This window comes from Shimazuella sp. NTD250 (assembly GCF_059510375.1).
Genome location: NZ_JCAJZS010000005.1, coordinates 87,081 through 106,218, shown reverse-complemented (window position 1 = coordinate 106,218; position 19,138 = coordinate 87,081). Strand labels below are relative to the sequence as shown.

The 19,138-nt window shown below is 38.0% G+C and carries 24 protein-coding genes; 22 read left to right on the top strand and 2 right to left on the bottom strand.

Going from position 1 to position 19,138, the window contains the following annotated elements; translation table 11 throughout:
• Positions 1–197 precede the first annotated feature (197 nt).
• The 8 genes from AC5WOF_RS13910 (at position 198) to AC5WOF_RS13875 (ending at position 6,099) form a co-directional block, all read left to right on the top strand.
• On the top strand, positions 198–1,322 hold the full coding sequence (locus AC5WOF_RS13910; protein ID WP_496050546.1) for a hypothetical protein: 1,125 nt from the start codon (positions 198–200) through the stop codon (positions 1,320–1,322).
• 55 nt (positions 1,323–1,377) lie between these two features.
• Positions 1,378–1,926 (top strand): ReoY family proteolytic degradation factor, encoded by a 549-nt coding sequence (locus AC5WOF_RS13905; protein WP_496050545.1) that lies wholly within the window; start codon positions 1,378–1,380, stop codon positions 1,924–1,926.
• 58 nt (positions 1,927–1,984) lie between these two features.
• Complete coding sequence (locus AC5WOF_RS13900; RefSeq protein WP_496050544.1) at positions 1,985–2,407, top strand: DUF2487 family protein; 423 nt, start codon at positions 1,985–1,987, stop codon at positions 2,405–2,407.
• A 173-nt stretch (positions 2,408–2,580) separates the two neighbouring features.
• On the top strand, positions 2,581–3,072 hold the full coding sequence (locus tag AC5WOF_RS13895; protein WP_496050543.1) for a QcrA and Rieske domain-containing protein: 492 nt from the start codon (positions 2,581–2,583) through the stop codon (positions 3,070–3,072).
• Between the two features lie 29 nt (positions 3,073–3,101).
• Positions 3,102–3,773, top strand: coding sequence for a menaquinol-cytochrome c reductase cytochrome b subunit (gene qcrB, locus AC5WOF_RS13890; RefSeq protein WP_496050735.1), 672 nt, complete (start codon positions 3,102–3,104; stop codon positions 3,771–3,773).
• 24 nt (positions 3,774–3,797) lie between these two features.
• Positions 3,798–4,592, top strand: a complete 795-nt coding sequence (locus tag AC5WOF_RS13885; protein WP_496050542.1) for a c-type cytochrome — start codon at positions 3,798–3,800, stop codon at positions 4,590–4,592.
• A 64-nt stretch (positions 4,593–4,656) separates the two neighbouring features.
• Complete coding sequence (locus tag AC5WOF_RS13880; protein ID WP_496050541.1) at positions 4,657–5,283, top strand: DUF1405 domain-containing protein; 627 nt, start codon at positions 4,657–4,659, stop codon at positions 5,281–5,283.
• A 129-nt stretch (positions 5,284–5,412) separates the two neighbouring features.
• A complete protein-coding gene (locus AC5WOF_RS13875; protein ID WP_496050540.1) occupies positions 5,413–6,099 on the top strand; it encodes a sporulation protein YpjB in 687 nt (228 codons plus the stop codon).
• Positions 6,100–6,133: 34 nt separating this feature from the next.
• Here the strand turns inward: AC5WOF_RS13875 and AC5WOF_RS13870 are convergent, their stop codons facing one another.
• The gene (locus AC5WOF_RS13870; RefSeq protein WP_496050539.1) at positions 6,134–6,985 is read right to left on the bottom strand and encodes a YitT family protein; all 852 of its coding nucleotides are present in this window, start codon (positions 6,983–6,985) and stop codon (positions 6,134–6,136) included.
• A 123-nt stretch (positions 6,986–7,108) separates the two neighbouring features.
• On the opposite strand from AC5WOF_RS13870, the gene AC5WOF_RS13865 reads away from it, so the two are divergent.
• From AC5WOF_RS13865 to AC5WOF_RS13800, 14 genes are all read left to right on the top strand, one after another.
• Complete coding sequence (locus AC5WOF_RS13865; protein ID WP_496050538.1) at positions 7,109–7,432, top strand: nucleotide pyrophosphohydrolase; 324 nt, start codon at positions 7,109–7,111, stop codon at positions 7,430–7,432.
• Positions 7,433–7,447: 15 nt separating this feature from the next.
• A complete protein-coding gene (dapB, locus tag AC5WOF_RS13860) occupies positions 7,448–8,227 on the top strand; it encodes a 4-hydroxy-tetrahydrodipicolinate reductase (RefSeq protein ID WP_496050537.1) in 780 nt (259 codons plus the stop codon).
• Positions 8,228–8,237: 10 nt separating this feature from the next.
• Positions 8,238–8,936, top strand: coding sequence for a bacillithiol biosynthesis deacetylase BshB1 (gene bshB1, locus AC5WOF_RS13855; RefSeq protein WP_496050536.1), 699 nt, complete (start codon positions 8,238–8,240; stop codon positions 8,934–8,936).
• A gap of 12 nt (positions 8,937–8,948) precedes the next feature.
• Entirely contained in the window at positions 8,949–10,070 is a 1,122-nt protein-coding gene (gene bshA / locus AC5WOF_RS13850) for an N-acetyl-alpha-D-glucosaminyl L-malate synthase BshA (protein WP_496050535.1), read from the top strand.
• A complete protein-coding gene (locus tag AC5WOF_RS13845; RefSeq protein WP_496050534.1) occupies positions 10,071–11,312 on the top strand; it encodes a CCA tRNA nucleotidyltransferase in 1,242 nt (413 codons plus the stop codon).
• Positions 11,290–12,264 (top strand): biotin--[acetyl-CoA-carboxylase] ligase, encoded by a 975-nt coding sequence (locus AC5WOF_RS13840; RefSeq protein WP_496050533.1) that lies wholly within the window; start codon positions 11,290–11,292, stop codon positions 12,262–12,264. Before AC5WOF_RS13845 ends, AC5WOF_RS13840 begins: the two co-directional genes overlap by 23 nt.
• Positions 12,265–12,400: 136 nt before the next feature.
• Positions 12,401–12,871 carry a hypothetical protein gene (locus AC5WOF_RS13835; RefSeq protein ID WP_496050532.1) on the top strand — a complete coding sequence of 157 codons (471 nt, stop codon included), beginning with the start codon at positions 12,401–12,403 and terminating at the stop codon, positions 12,869–12,871.
• 376 nt (positions 12,872–13,247) lie between these two features.
• Positions 13,248–14,099: a 3-methyl-2-oxobutanoate hydroxymethyltransferase gene (gene panB, locus AC5WOF_RS13830; RefSeq protein WP_496050531.1), complete on the top strand. Its 852-nt coding sequence runs from the start codon at positions 13,248–13,250 to the stop codon at positions 14,097–14,099.
• Positions 14,086–15,000 (top strand): pantoate--beta-alanine ligase, encoded by a 915-nt coding sequence (gene panC / locus AC5WOF_RS13825; protein WP_496050530.1) that lies wholly within the window; start codon positions 14,086–14,088, stop codon positions 14,998–15,000. Before panB ends, panC begins: the two co-directional genes overlap by 14 nt.
• Complete coding sequence (gene panD, locus AC5WOF_RS13820) at positions 14,945–15,328, top strand: aspartate 1-decarboxylase (RefSeq protein WP_496050529.1); 384 nt, start codon at positions 14,945–14,947, stop codon at positions 15,326–15,328. Before panC ends, panD begins: the two co-directional genes overlap by 56 nt.
• A 282-nt stretch (positions 15,329–15,610) precedes the next feature.
• Positions 15,611–16,051: a MarR family winged helix-turn-helix transcriptional regulator gene (locus AC5WOF_RS13815; RefSeq protein ID WP_496050528.1), complete on the top strand. Its 441-nt coding sequence runs from the start codon at positions 15,611–15,613 to the stop codon at positions 16,049–16,051.
• A gap of 108 nt (positions 16,052–16,159) precedes the next feature.
• Entirely contained in the window at positions 16,160–17,110 is a 951-nt protein-coding gene (locus AC5WOF_RS13810; protein WP_496050527.1) for a ring-cleaving dioxygenase, read from the top strand.
• The gene (locus AC5WOF_RS13805) at positions 17,107–17,718 is read left to right on the top strand and encodes an alpha/beta hydrolase (RefSeq protein WP_496050526.1); all 612 of its coding nucleotides are present in this window, start codon (positions 17,107–17,109) and stop codon (positions 17,716–17,718) included. The genes AC5WOF_RS13810 and AC5WOF_RS13805 overlap by 4 nt, the downstream gene beginning before the upstream one ends.
• A 143-nt stretch (positions 17,719–17,861) precedes the next feature.
• A complete protein-coding gene (locus AC5WOF_RS13800; RefSeq protein WP_496050525.1) occupies positions 17,862–18,602 on the top strand; it encodes an SDR family oxidoreductase in 741 nt (246 codons plus the stop codon).
• A 39-nt stretch (positions 18,603–18,641) separates the two neighbouring features.
• On the opposite strand, the gene AC5WOF_RS13795 is transcribed toward AC5WOF_RS13800, so the two are convergent.
• Positions 18,642–19,136, bottom strand: coding sequence for a GNAT family N-acetyltransferase (locus AC5WOF_RS13795; RefSeq protein WP_496050524.1), 495 nt, complete (start codon positions 19,134–19,136; stop codon positions 18,642–18,644).
• Positions 19,137–19,138: the final 2 nt, after the last annotated feature.

The following is a 19,138-nucleotide window of genomic DNA, read 5'->3' as shown; positions in this document are numbered from 1 at the left end:
CCAATTTTAAAAATAATATCTTGATTTTTCCCAATATACCCATTATAATTTTCCCTACAGTATGGTTTCTCTCTATTCCTTTCCATAATACATATAAATGTAACCGTTTTCGGAAGAAGCGGTTCTTTTTTTGTCTAGTTTTCCGCTTTTTCGGCCAAACTGGTGCTGTGAAGCTTTGGTCGGAAGGGAGTATCAATATGCGTATCGCAGAATGGTTAACGTATACCAGTATGGAACAACTTAGGCAAATTAGCAGAACTTATCATGGTGAAGAGTTAATTACACATTCTAAGTATGATCTGATTCGCTCTTTATTACCTAAGTTAGGAAGAAAAGGAAGCTATCAAGAACAATTAAGTATACTATCGGACATAGAGTATCGTTTTTTGCAGTTACTTGTATTTGACACCTCCCCCTCCTTTACGATGGAAGAATTGCTCGCCAAAGGAAGGGCTGCGCTTTGTCAGGGAGAAGGAGAACCACGTTCACTTGTGGTACAGGCAGTCAAAAGAGGTTGGTTATTTCAAGGTTACTCCCATCATACACAATATCTTTATTATGTTCCTAGCGATACAAGAAAGCAAATGATTGATTGTTTCCTCAGTCCCTTTTATGAAGAAGTAATGATTCGACCTCCATTGTACTATCGAGATGAAGAACAACAAATGATACATGACTTAAAAATGTTTTTAGAATTTCTAGGAAAGCACATTGTTCGTACAACAGATGGGGGAGGGATTTACAGGAATCAATTGCGGCAGATGATGGATACTTTTTCTGTATCAGAAGAGATTTTAAATGGCAGGGGTCCTCGATTCGGATTCGGAAGAAGTTATCACCTATATCCAGATCGTTTTTCTCTGTTGTATGATTTCGCTTTTTATGAAAAATATTTAGTTGAGGCTCCCAGCGGATATTTGTGTTTAGCAGAACAAAATTTCGGGAATATATCCAATACCGATGAGGCAGATTTGATTTTATCCCTTTACCGGTTTTGGATTCGATTGTATAAACGTCCCATTCCTAACTTGCCAATTATATTGAAATGGATAGGGTCACTTGCACACTTAGGTTGGTTTCCTGTAGAGACAATCAAGAAGGTAGTTCACCCTTGGATTCGCCCCTTTTATTATGAAACAGAAGAATCGCTGTTTACTCGACTTCTCAAGATGCTCGCTCATTTAGGCGTACTGAAAATCGGAGAGGAAAGTACAGGCGAACGGTTTTTAACACTCACTCCTACAGGTATAAAGATCTTTTCAGATGTATCCGCTTTCCAAGAAAAAGTCATCGATGTAGCTTTTATTCAAGGTAGGGATTGAATCGTTAATTGTCGAATAAATAACTACTGGTGACTATCATTTGGGAGGGTGGGTATTGAGCATCATAAGCGTTTCAGAGAAAAAGGAGTTTATTCATTGGTTTTTAGGGCATCATGAACTCCGAAAAAGGGAAGTTGCATGGTTGCTAAGTTATTTATCGTCTAAGGATGAATTACTTGAGAGAGTTCATTTTGTAGAACATGTTTCTCAACTGCCAAAATCAATCGTTATTTCAACGAGATGTTCAGACATGCCACCTTTTCAGTTTTCTCGAAAAAAGCGTGTTGGTACAGATGTAGAATCTGTATTTTATGATCTACAGCTTTTCCCGGATGAAGAGATATACATTGGGTTGTATTTTCAGGATAGGACGACATGTCCTAAATTTGCCGCCGTATTGGAGGGTAATCCCATGGAAAGACAAGACTTGGTGCAAGACCAATTGCTTAGTCTGTTTGCGGAGATGCTTCTCGACCAAGCGGTACGCCGGTTCCAAAAAAACCAATTGTACGCTAGAATAGATGAATCACTAAAAAATCAAGATAAAAATGCGTTTCTAGAATTAAGCACAGAATTAAATAAACTGCTTGATGAGAGCAAGTAAGCAAACGACAAGTAGCTCAGCATAGCTGAGCTTTGCTTGTTTTTTCGGAGGATACTGCATGAGACTACTAGAACAAAATGAGGCAAACTGGACATCTATCGCTCCTTTTTTGGATACGGTTTGTCTGCCTGTATATCAGTATCAAATGATACAAAAAAAGTTACATTTGGAAGAAGCGAATTTGATCGAGTATATAACAGAGGAATTAGAAAAAAAATTAATAGGAAGAATGCTGTTATTACCAGCTTATAGTTTGATAGGTCAAGATGAAAAGCTATTGCAATCTGTTATTACAAGTTTTGATAAAGAATTGGTACATAGTGGATTTCATTATAGGTTCTTGGTAATACTAGAAGAAACTTGGGGCAAAAATAAATTGGATACATCTTTTCATCTGCTATCAGTTCAAAAAGATGTCGACAAAGAAGTGGAACTGGGACGATTGTATGAAGAAATTTTACATATCTGGCAATCTGTTTAAAGAAAGAAAAAATATCATTTTTCATTTTTGAAAACATCCTGTCGGATTCCTTGATTTTGTTTTATCGTTTCGCTATCATGGATATGTCCTAGTAAAGTATTTACGTGTCCTAATAAAGTAAGGTTCCAGTCCGTTGGACGGTGATGTTGTTATAGAGGGAGGTCAGATATGTTGTGAGCAAGAAAATTTCCCGTCGGCAGTTTTTAACGTATACATTAGGCAGTACGGCGGGTTTCCTAGGTGCGGGAATGCTGTTTCCTATGGTGCGTTTTGCTGTTGACCCTGCTCTAAAAAAGGGACAAGGTGGTAATTTTATAGATGTGAATTTACCACTATCAGAAGTAACAGATAAACCAAAATCAGTTCAGTTTAAAGTACACAAAAAAGATGGCTGGTATTCTTTTGACGAGGTATTGACAGCATGGGTTTTACGGGATAAAGGTAAAATTATTGCTCTTTCTCCTATTTGTAAGCACCTTGGATGTACGGTGTCTTGGGAAGCAAATCCACAGTATCCTAATACTTTTTTCTGTCCTTGTCACTTTGGTCGTTATACCAAAGATGGTACAAACGTTCCTGGAACGCCACCACCGAAGCCACTTGACCGCTATGAAACGAAAGAAGCTAATGGAAAACTTTTGATTGGACCATTAATGCAGACATAATTGTTCTTCTGATTGGAGGTGACATGCTTATGATACGCGCCATTTACGACTGGGTGGATGAGAGATTAGATATTACGCCTCTCTGGCGTGATGTTGCAGATCACGAGGTTCCTGAACACGTGAACCCAGCCCATCACTTTTCGGCGTTTATTTATTGTTTTGGCGGACTGACTTTTTTTGTTGTCGTCATTCAGATTTTATCTGGAATGTTTCTAGCAATGTATTATGTTCCTGATATTATTAATGCACATGCGAGTGTTAAGTTTTTACAAAATGAAGTAGCTATGGGCGCAATTGTTAGAGGTATGCACCACTGGGGAGCGAGTGTGGCCATAGTGATGTTATTCCTACATACACTTCGAGTTTTCTTTACAGGTTCATACAAACACCCACGTGAATTTAACTGGGTAGTAGGCATGTTGATTTTCTTTGTGATGTTAGGGCTTGGTTTTACAGGTTATCTTTTACCATGGGATAACAAAGCATATTTTGCAACTAAAGTAGGGGTGCAGATTGCTGCATCAGTTCCATATCTTGGACCCTACATTGCTACATTTTTGCAAGGTGGAGACATTGTAGGTGCTCAGACAATTGCTCGTTTCTTCGCTCTACATGTATTTTTCTTCCCTGCAGCACTTCTTGCGCTACTTGGAGCACACTTTATACTTATTCGTCGTCAAGGAATTTCCGGACCACTATAAACTTCGCGGGAGGAGGGAATCCACTTGGCACATAATCAAGATGGAAACCATAAAGAACAAGTCCACTATGTCGGAGACTCTCGCGTACGTGCTAACCGGAAGAAGATGTATCCCCCGGACTATACGGAGTTTCCTCATAAATCGGAGGCATTTTTCCCCGACTTTCTTCTGAAAGAGTGGATGGTAGCAGCTGTATTTTTAGTAGGTTTTATGACATTAGTAATGGCTGAAGATCCGCCACTTGGTGATATTGCCGATCCAACTAATACTGGATTTTTACCAGTACCAGACTGGTATTTCTTGTTTATGTATCAGTTATTAAAATATAAATGGGCGTCAGGTCCATTTGTAGTAATTGGCACACTCGTACTACCAGGAATTTTGTTTACATCGCTCATTCTCGCACCTTGGTTAGATCGAAGTAAAGAGCGTCGTCCATCGAAACGACCAGTCACCATTGGTTTGATGATTGTTTGCATCGTTTCTGTTTGCGCTCTCACTTGGGCAGCAGAAGCAGAGCATGAAACACAATTAGAATCTGCTGTAGGTAGTCCTACTAAAAATAAGCAGGTTGTAGATGCAGATTCGGAAGGACATAAACTTTACCAAGAAAATGCATGTATCCGCTGCCATGGTGACCAACTCCAAGGTAAAAACGGACCTCCTCTATTAGGAGTAGGTAATCGTAGAACTGCGGAACAGATTAACGAGTATATCAACGATGGTAAAGGTGGCGTAATGCCAGCTGGAATGTTCCAAGGCTCACCTGAACAACAGCAGATATTAGTAAATTGGTTGATGAAACAAAAACAGAAGTAACAAAATATGTTTGACAAAAACCCCGGATTTTCCGGGGTTTCTTTCTAATAGGAGAGAGAATAAAATGTATGCATTACAGGTATTTCTCAGTTGGAGGCAGCAGCGTTGGTTTTTATGGACGCTTTTTGTTATTAATTTTTTAGGTACAATCTATGGATATTATTGGTATGGAAACCAAATGCAGCAGACAGATTGGAAACTACTTATTTTTGTTCCAGATAGTCCTACAGCTAGCTTATTTTTTACTGTGGTTATATTCTTATATATTTTAAATAAGAAAAGCAAACTACTTGAGGCATTTGCAGCAATAACGTTATTCAAATACGGTATCTGGGCAGTAGTAATGATTTTATGGGGAGCAGCTTTAGACTCAAACGGTTTTATTTCCTCTCTCACTTGGGAACATTATATGTTGATGTTTTCTCACCTTGGTATGGCTGTACAAGCATTACTCTATGCTCCCATTTTTCGTTTTGGGTATCGTCAGTTAGTGATTGCATCTATTTGGACATTATTAAATGATGCTTTAGACTATGGCTTAGATATACATCCTTGGCTTACTCCTGAATTAGAGGTCTATGATCATTTAGTCGGATGGTTTACATTATTACTGAGTTTCACCACTATTTTTCTGTTTTCGATTTTTATAGAAAAAAGAAAAGCAAATATGACTTCTAATTTCGAGACATAGAAGCATAAATTTGTATCAATAAGGCCGAAAAAGGTGATCTTATTGGTACGTTTTTTTTGTATGGTAATGATGAGTTTGTTTCTTTATCCAAATTTCGTACAGGCTAAGCAAATGTGGAGTGAATCCGACATGCAGTTGTGGGTGTCCTCTGCTACACAAATTGCCAAAGAAGTAGATGCTGGTCGATATGTAGAAGCAAGGCAAAAATTAGAGGAGTTAGCAAAACATTTTTCTCATTCGAATTTTGCAGAAAAAGAGTTGAGTGTCCAAGCTATTCAAGCTTTATCAACTTCTATCATCGATTTAGAAGGAAGATTAAATCGAATAACACCAAATCCAAGTGAGTTAAACTTTTATGCAAAGCGATTATTAATGACGTTTGATGCAATAGGTCATCCTTATCAACCAATGTGGAAATCTTATTATCCTATATTGAAAAGACAAGTTGATAAAATGATTTCGGATATTAAACAAGGGAAAGACATAAGAGAAGAACGAAATATTTTGCATAATCATTATGTGATTTTACGACCTGCATTAGTTGTAACAAAAACGCCTATTACCGTACAGAAAGTGGATTCTTTGTTTCTTTTTTTAGAACGTGATTTAAATAAAGATCATCAATTGGCAGCATTAAATCAACTCCGTATGCTCTGGTATCCTTTGTTTTATGGTTCTGAACAAGATGTATTAGCAGTTACAAATCCAGATGGTAAAGTACCTGTTTCTACTTTCTTATCGATTATTAGTGTTATTATTATTGGGATTTTGACTTTTGTTTCTTGGCGAAAAAAAATGCAGTCTACTGTTGCTTGATATTAAAAAAGATAGGCTAATTCAGCCTATCTTTTTAGATCGATGTCCGCTCAAAGGAAAAACCTTCACCATGAACTTCTCGGGCATCATTTACAACAATAAACGCTTGTGGATCGATTTTATGTACAATTGATTTTAGCTTCGGCATTTCCCTAAGGGATACAACTACATATAGTACTTCTTTTTCATGTCCGGTGTAACCGCCAGTTCCTTTTAACATTGTCACACCACGATCCATTTTTTCTGTAATTTGATCTGCTACTGTTTGAGGAGAATGGGATATAATAAAGGCAGCTTTTGCTGTTTTCCCGCCTTCGACCACATAATCTATGACCCTGGAGCCCACAAAAACGGCTACTAAGGTGTACATTGCTTTATCGAGTCCAATTAAGTATATAGATATGAGGATAACCGTACAGTCGAACATCAAGAATGTACGACCTAAGTTCCAGCCAAAATATCGATCCATCAAACGAGCAATTATATCAACACCACCTGAAGTACCTCCAACACGGAACATCATACCAGCACCTATACCTACTAAGACACCTGTGAATAGAGCGGCAAGCAGGAGATCATCGGTAGGTTTTTGCCAAGTTTTGGTTAATTCCAAGCATACCGATACGGATGATATGCCTATGACAGTATACCAAAATGTTCTTTTGCCAAAAACTTTGTATCCAACGATAAGCAAAGGAATGTTCAAAAGGAATACTACTATACCAGGAGACCATTTAAAAAAATAGTAAAGCATCAAAGCAATTCCTGTAAAGCCACCTTCTGCTAGCTTATTTGCAAGAGCAAAACTATTGATTCCAAGAGAATAGATGAAACCTCCAACAAAAATGGTTAATATATTACGTAGATGAATGAGAAATTTTTGCAACGTTTTCGCCCCTTCCTTATGCTGTTACCTATTTACTTTACTATAGATTCCCCAAAATTCCACGCAATATGGTTGCCGAGATGGAATTAGTGGTCTAACATGGATGGGTAAGGAGGAGAATGTATGGCTCAGAAAACAATAAATGAAATGCAAAAAGATGTTGACCTATATATAAGCCAGTTCAAAGAAGGGTATTTTCATCCATTGTCCATGTTAGCCAGAATGACGGAAGAAGTTGGAGAACTCGCTCGAGAGGTAAATCATCGATATGGTGAAAAACCAAAAAAAGCGAGTGAAGATGAAAATACGATTGAACAAGAGTTAGGAGATCTACTTTTTATTATTTCCTGTTTTGCCAACTCACTAGAAATTAATTTAGAGACTTCTTTTGAACAGGTTATGCAAAAATACAATACTCGAGATAAAGATCGATGGACGAGAAAATAGAAGGAGATATACATCATGACGATTCGCATCATCGTGGCAGGCGCTTCAGGGAAAATGGGTCAAGAGGTTGTTAAACTGATTGAACAAACCGAACATTTTCAGTTAGTTGGGGCTGTTTCACGTACATACGCTGAACAAGAAATAACCTCAGATGCAAAGTATTATGCGACTTTAAAAGAAGGAATCGAAGCTACTAAAGTAGATGTGGTAGTTGATTTTACTAGCCCAGAAACGATTATGAAACATTTACAAATTTGTTGTGCTTATCAGGTAAGACCTGTAGTAGGAACTACAGGTCTTACGGGGGATGAACTTAATGCATTAACGGTAGAGTTCAAACAAAATAAGTTGGGTGGAATAATCGCGCCAAACTTCGCCATAGGTGCTATTCTCATGATGAAATTTGCTGCTCAAGCAGCAAAATATCTGCCTCATGTAGAGATCATCGAATCTCATCATGATCGTAAATTGGATGCACCATCCGGGACAGCACTTAAAACGGCTGAATTGATTACGGAGAGTCGAAAGCAATTAAAACAAGGTCATCCAAGCGAAACGGAGATGTGGCAAGGAGCGAGGGGAGCAGAGTATCATGGATTTCGCATCCATAGTGTTCGTTTACCGGGATTGGTTGCACACCAAGAAGTATTATTTGGAGGAACAGGGCAGTTATTGACAATTCGTCATGATTCTTTGAATCGTGAGTCTTTTATGCCCGGGGTACAATTAGCTGTAGAGAGAGTATTAAAATTAAATGAACTGATATATGGTTTAGAAAATATTTTAGAAGTATAGGGGTAGTATTATGAATAAAATTGATATATTAGCATTTGGAGCACATCCTGATGATGTGGAATTGGGCGCAGGTGGAATTCTAGCAAAACATGCAAGGGCAGGATTTAAAACTGCAATCTGCGATCTTACTTATGCAGATCTGTCTTCCAATGGTACAGTGGAGAATCGCCAAATGGAAGCAGAAAAAGCGGCGCATGCACTTGGCTTGACAGCAAGGTATTGTTTAGGTTTCCCTGATAGAGGTCTCACTGGGTCAAAAGAACAGATTTTAAAGATAACTCAGATTATACGCCAGCTTCAACCTAAAATAATCTTTTCACCTTATTTTAAAGATCGCCATCCTGATCATGTAGCATGTAATCAATTAGTAAAAGAAGCTATCTTTGATGCGGCTATTAAAAAAATTATTACTCCTGGGGATGAAGAAATACATCGTGTGACAAAAGTGTATCACTATTTCATCAATGACCTCGGTGATGCGGATGTCATTGTAGACATTGGTTCTGTGTACCAACAAAAAATTGCAGCTTTTCAAGCATATAAAAGCCAATTTGGACAACAGGGAAACAATGCTAAAACACCTTTAAATACACCAAACTTTTTTGGAATGATCGAAGGACGAGATCGGTTATGGGGACAACAAATCGGCGTGATGTATGGTGAAGCCTTGGTCAGTGCACGCCCTATTTCATTAAGTTACCTTTTATAAGGGGAATCCGTCATGAAAATTGGTTTTACTTGCTATCCCACCCACGGTGGCTCTGGTGTTATTGCGACAGAACTTGGAAAATTATTAGCAGAACGTGGCCATGATATTCATTTTATTACGTACGATATGCCTTTTCGATTAGGAGGCTTTCAACAAAATATTTTTTACCATGAGGTGGAGGTAAGCCGATATTCGTTATTTAAATATCCCCCATATGATTTAACTTTGGCTAGTCGAATGGCTCAAGTAGCCAAATTATATGAGTTGGATCTGTTGCATGTGCATTATGCTGTTCCGCATTCGGTGTCTGCTTTCTTAGCTAAACAAATGGTTGGAGAAAAATTAAAGATAGTCACTACTTTGCACGGAACGGATATTACGGTACTGGGGGAAGATCCAACACTACACAACATTATCTGTTTTGGCATGAAACAAAGTGATGCTGTCACAGCTGTCTCCGAAAGTTTAAAACAACAAACAAGAGACCTATTTTCTGCTGAACAAAAGATAGAACGAATTTATAACTTTGTGGATCAACGAATATATCATCCTCGAAACGTTCAATACTTGCGAGATAATTATGTTTGCCCTGATGAAAAATTAATCATTCATATTTCTAATTTCCGGGCTGTAAAGCGACCTCAAGATGTCATACGTGTGTTTGATCAAATCCAAAAAGCAATGCCGGCAAGATTATTACTTGTTGGGCAAGGTCCTGAATGGTCGGCTATTCATCAGTTAGTGCAATCACTCGATTTAACAGATAAAGTGAATTTTCTTGGAAGACAAGATGATGTTTCACAGTTTATGTCTATAGCAGATTTACTTCTATTACCATCTGCAAAAGAAAGCTTTGGATTGGTTGCGTTGGAAGCAATGGCTTGTGGCGTGCCTACTGTAGGAGCACGTATTGGTGGAATTCCGGAAGTAGTAGTGCATGGAGAAACAGGATTTCTTTCTGAACTAGGAGATGTAGATGATATGGCAAAACAAGCTATTCATCTTTTACAGGATGAGTCCAAACATAAGCTATTTGTGCAAAATGGTCTTCATCGAGTAGACCAAGAGTTTCGTGCAGATCGGATCGTAGATCAATATGAAGCACTATACAAGCGTGTGTTAGGAGTAGAATAAATGAGTGAGCAGTTTATAGCTGCCCAAAAAGTATTAGAAGCCTTAGAAAAAGCTGGGTATGAAGCATATTTGGTGGGAGGATGTGTGCGTGATACTTTGCTTAATAGAGAACCAGCAGACTATGATGTCACAACTAATGCCCTTCCAAGGGAAGTACAAAAAATATTCCCACGGACTATTCCTACAGGGTTACAACACGGTACAGTAAGTGTGATACAAAATAAAACAGTTGTAGAGGTTACCACTTTTCGAGTAGATGGAATATACGAAGATCACCGCAGGCCAGAGGATGTGAAGTTCGTTTCTAATCTGAAGGATGACTTGATGCGAAGGGATTTTACCATCAATGCGCTGGCGATGGATCGAGATGGAAATGTGATCGATTATGTTAATGGTCGTAAAGATTTGAAAACGGGATTAATTCGAACAGTTGGAAAAGCAACAGAGAGGTTTGAGGAAGATGCGCTTCGAATGATGAGGGCATGTCGTTTTGCAGCACAACTTTCTTTTCAAATTGAAGAATCAACAAAAGTAGCCATAAAAACTGGCAGACGTTTTGCAAATCACTTAGCAGTAGAAAGAATTGTAGCAGAGTTTACGAAAATCTGGAAAACAAATCACCCATCTAAAAGTTTAATCCCTTTATTGGAAACAGGTTTGTTGGGCGAATTGCCACCATTTTGTGACACATCGATATTGCCAGATATTCAGCAGATAGAATGGAAAAATCTCGATAGATTTGAATCCAATTTGGAAAAATGGGTTTACTTTTTTTATCTTGTTTTTCGCGAGAATAAAGATTGCAGACAGGTTTGCAAAACAAACATAATCGATATTTTGCCGAAATTCAAATTCTCCAATTCAGAGAAAAAAGCAATATTCAACACAATTAACCTGATTGCATCATGGAACCCGTATATAAAAGTGGAAGAAGGAAAACTTCTATTATTAAAGCATTACTTTAAAAGGGTACAATTAGCAGAAAAATTATGGCAAATTATTTCAAAGAGAAAATCATCTCTGCCGTTGGAAAAATGGTGGATGGAAATGCCTGTCCATCAATTTTCCGAATTAGCTATTAACGGAAATGATTTATTACGAGTTACAGAACGAACTCCTGGTCCTTGGATAAGAGAGACTTTACAGTATTTATTTCATCAAGTAGCATTTGGTTATATTCAAAATCAGAAACAGGTTTTAGAAAAGGAAGGCGGAAAATATGGGGCAGGAATTACGTCATAAAATCTTATCCGTCCTGCTGAAAGATAGTACTACATTCTTGTCTGGAGAAGAGATTAGTAAACGAGTTGGAGTTAGCAGGGCTGCGATCTGGAAGCACATTGAAGAATTAAGAAATGAAGGATATCAGATAGATGCTAAACCAAGAAAAGGCTATCAGTTAATCTATCGACCAGATCGGGTAGCAGCAGAAGAGATTCAAAATGAATTACAAACTTTGGCTTTCGGACAACAAATAAGATATGAACCAGTAGCAAAATCAACGCAAATCTTAGCTCATCAGTGGGCTAGAGCTGGGGCACTGGAAGGTTCACTCGTCATTGCTGATGAGCAGAAAGAAGGTAAAGGAAGACTTGGCCGTGTTTGGTATTCTCCACCAAAGACAGGTGTTTGGATGAGTCTTGTTCTCCGTCCATCTATTCCGATTCAACAGGCTTCTCATCTTACTCTATTGGCATCTGTTGGTGTAAGTAGGGCAATTATGAATCAAACCAATCTACCGATCCAAATTAAATGGCCAAATGATCTCCTTTTACATGGGAAAAAGGTTTGTGGCATTTTAACAGAGTTGCGTGGGGATCAAGATAAAATTGATTATGTCGTTCTGGGAATGGGAATAAATGTAAATCAACAAGCAGAACATTTTCCATCCGAGTTAAGAGAAGTAGCGACTTCTTTGGCTGTTGAAGGAAATCATATTTTTTCGAGGGCAAGTCTCATTGCAGAAGTGATGAAAGAGTTAGAGTATTATTATCATCTTTATTTAGAAAAAGGATTTGAACCGATCCGTAATAAGTGGGAGTCTTTATCAAACTTAATCGGGAAAAAAATAACAGCTAGAACCCCTCAAAAAGAAGTAGTGGGAGTAGCAGAAAGTTTGAGTTCGGATGGGTCCCTCCTAGTGAGATCTGGAGAAGAATTAATTAAGATATATTCTGCTGATATTGATAAGTAGATAAAAATGAACGAGTACACAACGAAAGTGTGCTCTTTTTCAATATAATGGGAATATATGATTTGAATTGAATATAAAATTAGTTCTTTGATAATATAAAAGATAGAGTCCGCTGATCGAAAGATGAGGTACTCTGATGAAGCAGCATAAACAGCGACTTCACATTTGTGGCGAAGACAGTAATGGAGAGAAGATCTGCCTTATGGAAATCTTCTCTCCTGAGCACGAATACAGGATCACATCTTTAAAACCGATGCAGAAGGGTTCTTACCAGAATCCGGCGGAAGCGTTGCGATACTTCCTTGGATTCACTGAGGTCTACTCACGATGTGCTATTTCTGGTGAGGAAGGGTGTTTTTTCCACAGGAAACGATTTCACATCTACGGTAAAGATCGCGAAGAAAACCAGTACTGTGTGAGAGAGGTTTTCACTTCCATCTCTGGTTATCGAGTGAGCTCTCGTAGGACGGCACCTCCGCACTATCCAGATCAAATCTTTGCCAAGCAGGCCAATGCATGGCTTAGTTTCACTGGATTGGCGTATCATGTCGACTTGAGGCGTGAGATCGATGATGTGAATGGGGAAGTGTGTCCTGTCTGTTCCTGATCGCCACACGACCACGAGGATTTCTCTCCTCGTGGTCGCAAGATTACAATGATAGAAGATATAGATCTATTTTTAGAAGTGTTATCATCTTTCTAAAGGAGATGGTATTACTTTTATTTATAAAAATGATAATTTCAACCAATTAAATAATAATTTCCTATTGTTTTTTTATGCTATTTTGGCTACTCTAAGCATAGAGCAGGTGATTGCATCCAATAATGGAGCGATACACAAAACATGCATTACTGGTTTAATCTGTTTTTACTACACAGGTTCCGTATGTATCGGCTACTTGCACCAGCCAGCTCTCGCCTTAAAGGGAAGAGCTTTTTTTATTTCCCATAGGTTCGCATATTGCCTTAGGAGGGTTTTTCGGATGGGTGTAACAAGAAGAACGTTAGATAAGAAGAAGTTACAAGGTGAAAAAATAGCTATGGTAACTGCTTATGATTTTCCAACTGCAAAGATTGCGGAAGAAGCAGGGGCGGAGATACTTTTAGTTGGAGATTCTCTTGGAATGGTAGTGCTTGGTTATGATTCTACTATTCCAGTAACATTAGAAGACATGTTGCATCATACCAAAGCAGTTACACGAGCAGCAAAACAATCGATGGTAATTACAGATCTTCCTTTTCTTACTGGTCATCTTTCTAATGATGATGTATTAAAAGCGGCTGGTAAACTGATGCAAGAAGGTTTCGCTTATGGTGTGAAACTGGAGGGAGGACAGCCTGTTATAGGTAAGATTGAAGTGTTAACGGAAGCAGGTGTACCTGTAATGGGACATCTTGGGCTTACTCCTCAATCGGTAAATCAACTAGGTGGATATGTCATACAAGGAAGAGAAGAGCCTGCAATTAAACAGTTGAGATTAGATGCAAAAGCAGTAGAAGCGGCAGGAGCTTTTGCTTTGGTATTGGAGTGTGTTCCTGAGGAAATTGCAGAAGAGATTAGTCATATGTTGTCTATTCCAGTTATCGGAATTGGGGCAGGGAGATATACAGATGGTCAAGTGTTAGTGGTACATGATCTCTTAGGCATTGGAGGAGATTGGGCACCGTCATTTGTAAAACGGTTTGCTTCTGTGGGTAAGTCTATGCAAACAGGGTTGAATCAGTATGTAAAAGAAGTAAAGGGCCAAACATTTCCTAGTGAAGAACACGTTATCCATTTAAATGAAGAAGTAAAATTAGCTTTATACGGGGGAAGAGTGGATGGAACTAGTTGAAACAGTAGAAGAATTAAATGATGCCTTACGAATGCACCGAAATAGTATCATTGGCTTTGTTCCAACAATGGGATATCTGCATGAGGGGCATTTGAGTTTAGTTAAAAAAGCAAAAAAAGAATGTGACTTTATTGTGATGTCCATATTTGTAAATCCGCTGCAATTCGGTCCAAACGAAGATTTAGATAGATATCCAAGAGATTTAGAGCGCGATTTTGAGTTAGCTCGTCAAGCTGGTGTAAATGTTTTGTATCATCCTAATGTCAAAGAGATGTATCCAAGTGAACCGCTGATCACGACAAAAGTTTCGGATAAAATTTCCAATGTATTGTGTGGTAAATATCGTGAGAGCCATTTTGATGGAGTGACAACTGTTGTAGCTAAATTGTTTAATCAAATAAACCCAGATCGTGCTTATTTTGGTCAAAAAGATGCACAACAACTGGCGATTATTACACAAATGGTCAAAGATTTGTCATTTCAGGTAACAGTTGTACCTTGCGAGACAGTGAGAGAAGAAGATGGTTTGGCATTAAGCTCGCGAAACGTTTATTTGTCTGAAGAGGAAAGAGAGCAAGCTTCTATTCTTTCTCAAACACTAATTGAAGTTCGTGATGGATTAATATCAAGAAAATGGAATACACCAGATGAAATAAATCAATATGTAAGAGGTAGAATATCTACGAAATCATTAGCAAAACTACAATACATAGAGACATTGGAACATCCGAATTTACAAATACCAACTAGTTTGTATGACAAACAAATTATAGTAGCCCTTTCCATTTATTTTGGCAAAACTAGACTCATTGACAATATTTTATTCTCAGCAGAAGGTGAAAGTCATGTTTCGAACGATGATGAAATCCAAATTGCATCGAGCCACCGTAACAGAAGCTAATCTTCACTATGTAGGCAGTGTGACCATAGATGAAGACTTAATGGATGCAGTGGACTTGCTGCCTAATGAAAAAGTTCAAATTGTAAATAACAATAATGGTTCTCGATTTGAAACTTATGTGATTAAAGGGAAAAGAGGCAGTGGCGTTATTTGTCTCAATGGTGCAGCTGCTAGACTCGTTCACCCTGGAGATAATGTCATTATTATCGGTTATGCTATGTTGAGTGAAGAAGAAGCGAGAAAACACCATCCAAAAGTTGCAATTCTTAATGAGAATAATCAAATTGAACAAATTCTAGGCCAAGAAATTGCAGGAACCAGTTGCTGAGCTAAATACAATCAAGGTTTCCATTTTGAATGAAATCTTGATTGTATTTTTTGTGGAATTCTTGAGATATTTACACAACCAGAGGGCAATCTGAGATCGTTAAATGTTAGTGTAAATGGTCAGCGCAGTTATTACATATATTGTGTTATTTGTTTATGTTATACTATATCAACGATGAAACTTTTTATTTTAGTGAAATTTAGTGCTTGACAATTAATCTCAATTGTTATATCTTAAATTTAAGATAAATAAACAAAGTCGTAAGGAAAGGGAGTGACTCTGATGGATACAACCAAAAACAACGCATTAAACCTATACATTGCTTTATCTCGTGCTCAACAGTGGGTAAATGCTCATGCTGACCGGGATATTAAAAGGTTAGGATTAAACCGCACTGAATTTGGAGTTTTGGAATTATTGTATCATAAAGGTCCACAACCCTTGCAAAGAATTGGTACGAAAGTGTTAATGAGCAGTGGAAATATCACCTATGTAGTCGATAAGTTAGAAAAGAAAAATTTAGTTTGTCGAAAGTCTTCATCTAGTGACCGTCGTCTTATTTATGCAGAAATCACTGATAACGGAACAAAATTTATCGAAGAAGTTTTCCCTCATCATACAGAAGTGATTAAAAATGCAGTAAAAGGACTCACAGAGGAAGAACAAAAGACTGTAAGTCAGTTATTAAAAAAGTTAGGTTTATATGCACAGGAGCATTATTAGTACTAGGATATTTTTATTGTCTAATATCTTTAATTTAAGATTTTTAAACATGAAATATTTGAGATTTCTTTTGGATATCCTAAAAATAAAAAGAGAGAAGTGTTTAACATGAGACAACCAACAGCAGGAATTCACCATATCACCGCATTCGTACAAGACGCACAAGGAACAGTAGATTTTTATTCGGGGGTTTTGGGATTAAGATTAGTGAAGAAAACTATTAATTTTGATGCTCCTGAGGTATATCATTTGTATTTCGGTAGTGAAAACGGCAAGCCTGGAACAATTATTACCTTCTTTCCATGGGCTGGGTCACGAAAAGGACAGATTGGCGGGGGACAGGTTGGTATTACAACTTATGTAGTTCCTCCAAATTCTTTGGATTTTTGGAAACAGCGATTGGAGAGTTTTAACGTAAAAGTGACGGAAGTAGAGCGATTTCAAGAAAAATATCTTCAATTTCAAGATAAAGAAGGGTTGCTCCTTGAGATAGTAGAACGTGAAAGTGGTGAAAATAGCAACTGGTCATTTGGGAATGTAACAACAGATAAAGCAATTAAAGGGTTTGGAGGAGCCGTTCTCTATAGCAAAGCTCCCGAAAAAACAGCTGAAACTTTGGAAAGTGTACTGGGATTAGAACGAATTGGCGAAGAAGGCTCATTCGTCCGTTATCAAGCTACAGGAGATATTGGCAATATTATCGATATTGATCGATCAGTGACCTATGCTGGGATAGGTGGTGCTGGTACTGTTCACCACATTGCTTGGAGAGCTCAAACGGATGAAGAGCACACATTATGGAGAACACATGTAGAAAATAGTGGATATCATCCAACGAAAATCATTGATAGACAATACTTTCATGCGATTTATTTCCGTGAGCATGGAGAAATTTTGTTTGAGATCGCAACAGATCCTCCTGGATTTGCAAACGATGAAACGACAGAACACTTGGGTGAAAAATTGATGCTTCCAGCTTGGTTTGAAAAATATCGTCATGAAATCGAAAGCAACTTGCCAGATATTGAAGTTAGAACAGTAGAGGAGGATGTTCAGTGAAACATATTTATCGTGAAGGCTCAAATAAGCAGGCTCCTGTACTTCTCTTTTTACATGGTACAGGGGGAACAGAGAGGGACTTGCTTCCTCTCGCTGAGATCATCTCGCCAACTTCTTCCGTACTAAGTGTGCGAGGTAATGTGCTCGAAAATGGTATGCCTCGTTTTTTTAAACGAATAGCTGAAGGAATATTCGATGAAGAAGACTTGAAGTTTCGAACAAAAGAACTAAAGGAGTTTATTGACACTTCAGCAGAGCAATACTCTTTTGATCGAAGCAATGTGGTTGCTTTAGGATACTCTAATGGGGCAAATATCGCTGCTAGTATACTTTTTCAATATCAAAACGCTTTAAAAGCAGCAATTTTACACCATCCTATGGTTCCCCTTCGAGGACTCAAGCTGCCTGATTTATCAGGTACCAACATTTTCATTGGTGCAGGAATGAATGATCCCATCTGTGCTCCACAAGAGACAGAGGAATTAGAAAAATTATTACTAGAAGCTAAAGCTTCTGTCAGTGTTCATTGGGAGACATTTGGACACCAGTTAACTCAATCAGAAGTACTTGCTGCTGCAAAATGGTATAAAGAGCATTTTGCAAAGTAATGTTAACGGAGGGTACATGGTACTCTCTGTTTTTTATTTTCATTTTTAGTGATTATATTTTTATTCTGTTTACTTTTTGTAATATAGAACTAAATATAAGACAAGTTTGATTTAGACGACTAATTTATGCATGGAGGCGTGGAATGGATATAGCTATTGTTACAGGTGTCAGTCATTTTAAAGGAATTGGGGCATCTATTTGTCGAAGGCTCGCTGAAAATGGTGTTGATATCTTTTTTACCTATTGGCAAGCAGATGAAAATTGGCCCAATATGTTCACTGATGAGATTAGAAACAAAGGTGTTCGATGTAAATCATTCGAAATCAATCTGGGAGATAAACAGGCAGCTGATACTATTATGGATCAAGTCATCCTTCACTTAGGAACACCTACTATATTAGTTAATAATGCTGCTTACTCAAGTTTAGATGGTTATCAAAAGCTAAATGCAGATACATTAGATCGGCATTATGAAGTAAATATTCGTGCGGTTTGTTTACTTAGTGTTCAGTTTGCGAAACAATTAGAAAAATCAACTATCAGGGAGGGCAGAATCATTAACCTTACCTCCGGACAAGCACAAGGACCGATGTTAAATGAATTGGCTTATGTAGCTTCTAAAGGTGCTATCACGGCTTTTACTTTAACTTTATCGGCAGAGTTAGCTCATCTTGGTATTACGGTTAATGCAGTCAACCCTGGTCCTACAGATACGGGTTGGATGACAGATGAAATAAAGGGGGAACTCACTACAAAATTTCCTATGGGCAGGCTGGGACAGCCAGAAGATGCAGCACGTCTAATAGCGTTTCTAGCAAGTGAAGAAGCTGGCTGGATAACAGGACAGGTTATTCATTCAGAGGGTGGGTTTTTACGTAGATAATAAGAAGTATAGCCTCTGCAAAGAGGCTAATAACAATAATTATTTACCCAATATTTGGAGTTGCCAATTGTTTGCCTGCATAAATTGGCCAATCGGATATTCAAATTCGCATTGCTCTACAAGTGTGAAATGTAGTTTACGACATATAGCATTCGATGCTGGATTGTTTATGGAGGGAAAAGCGTGAATAAAGCTATGTTTATTCTCTTGTTTTGCTTTTTCGATAGCCTTGACTACTGTAAGTGTTGCTAAACCTTTTCCTTGAAAATCGGGAAGTATGGCCCAACCTATTTCATAAATCATCTGACCCTTCCATGAATGTTCCCAGTAGCCAACTGAACCAATTGTTTCTTTTTCGAAAATGATGCGATAGAAGGTTCCAGTATCATCCATATTCAAATACCGATTATGTCGAGAGATAACCTGATCTTCTGTTTCTGGTCCTCCCAAGTGTTTTGTCATTTTAGGTGTGTTTTGGAGATAGAGCAGGGAAAGACACTCTTCGGTCCAAGTTTCTAGCTGAAGTTTATCCATGT

Bases quoted from the DNA above. Each gene is read 5' to 3' on its own strand.
- AC5WOF_RS13910 (WP_496050546.1), top strand. From the start codon at position 198: ATGCGTATCGCAGAATGGTTAACGTATACCAGTATGGAACAACTTAGG.
- AC5WOF_RS13900 (WP_496050544.1), top strand. From the start codon at position 1,985: ATGAGACTACTAGAACAAAATGAGGCAAACTGGACATCTATCGCTCCT.
- qcrB (WP_496050735.1), top strand. From the start codon at position 3,102: ATGATACGCGCCATTTACGACTGGGTGGATGAGAGATTAGATATTACG.
- AC5WOF_RS13880 (WP_496050541.1), top strand. From the start codon at position 4,657: ATGTATGCATTACAGGTATTTCTCAGTTGGAGGCAGCAGCGTTGGTTT.
- AC5WOF_RS13875 (WP_496050540.1), top strand. From the start codon at position 5,413: ATGCAGTTGTGGGTGTCCTCTGCTACACAAATTGCCAAAGAAGTAGAT.
- AC5WOF_RS13865 (WP_496050538.1), top strand. From the start codon at position 7,109: ATGGCTCAGAAAACAATAAATGAAATGCAAAAAGATGTTGACCTATAT.
- dapB (WP_496050537.1), top strand. From the start codon at position 7,448: ATGACGATTCGCATCATCGTGGCAGGCGCTTCAGGGAAAATGGGTCAA.
- bshB1 (WP_496050536.1), top strand. From the start codon at position 8,238: ATGAATAAAATTGATATATTAGCATTTGGAGCACATCCTGATGATGTG.
- bshA (WP_496050535.1), top strand. From the start codon at position 8,949: ATGAAAATTGGTTTTACTTGCTATCCCACCCACGGTGGCTCTGGTGTT.
- AC5WOF_RS13845 (WP_496050534.1), top strand. From the start codon at position 10,071: ATGAGTGAGCAGTTTATAGCTGCCCAAAAAGTATTAGAAGCCTTAGAA.
- AC5WOF_RS13840 (WP_496050533.1), top strand. From the start codon at position 11,290: ATGGGGCAGGAATTACGTCATAAAATCTTATCCGTCCTGCTGAAAGAT.
- AC5WOF_RS13835 (WP_496050532.1), top strand. From the start codon at position 12,401: ATGAAGCAGCATAAACAGCGACTTCACATTTGTGGCGAAGACAGTAAT.
- panB (WP_496050531.1), top strand. From the start codon at position 13,248: ATGGGTGTAACAAGAAGAACGTTAGATAAGAAGAAGTTACAAGGTGAA.
- panC (WP_496050530.1), top strand. From the start codon at position 14,086: ATGGAACTAGTTGAAACAGTAGAAGAATTAAATGATGCCTTACGAATG.
- panD (WP_496050529.1), top strand. From the start codon at position 14,945: ATGTTTCGAACGATGATGAAATCCAAATTGCATCGAGCCACCGTAACA.
- AC5WOF_RS13815 (WP_496050528.1), top strand. From the start codon at position 15,611: ATGGATACAACCAAAAACAACGCATTAAACCTATACATTGCTTTATCT.
- AC5WOF_RS13810 (WP_496050527.1), top strand. From the start codon at position 16,160: ATGAGACAACCAACAGCAGGAATTCACCATATCACCGCATTCGTACAA.
- AC5WOF_RS13800 (WP_496050525.1), top strand. From the start codon at position 17,862: ATGGATATAGCTATTGTTACAGGTGTCAGTCATTTTAAAGGAATTGGG.
- AC5WOF_RS13795 (WP_496050524.1), bottom strand. From the start codon at position 19,136: ATGGATAAACTTCAGCTAGAAACTTGGACCGAAGAGTGTCTTTCCCTG.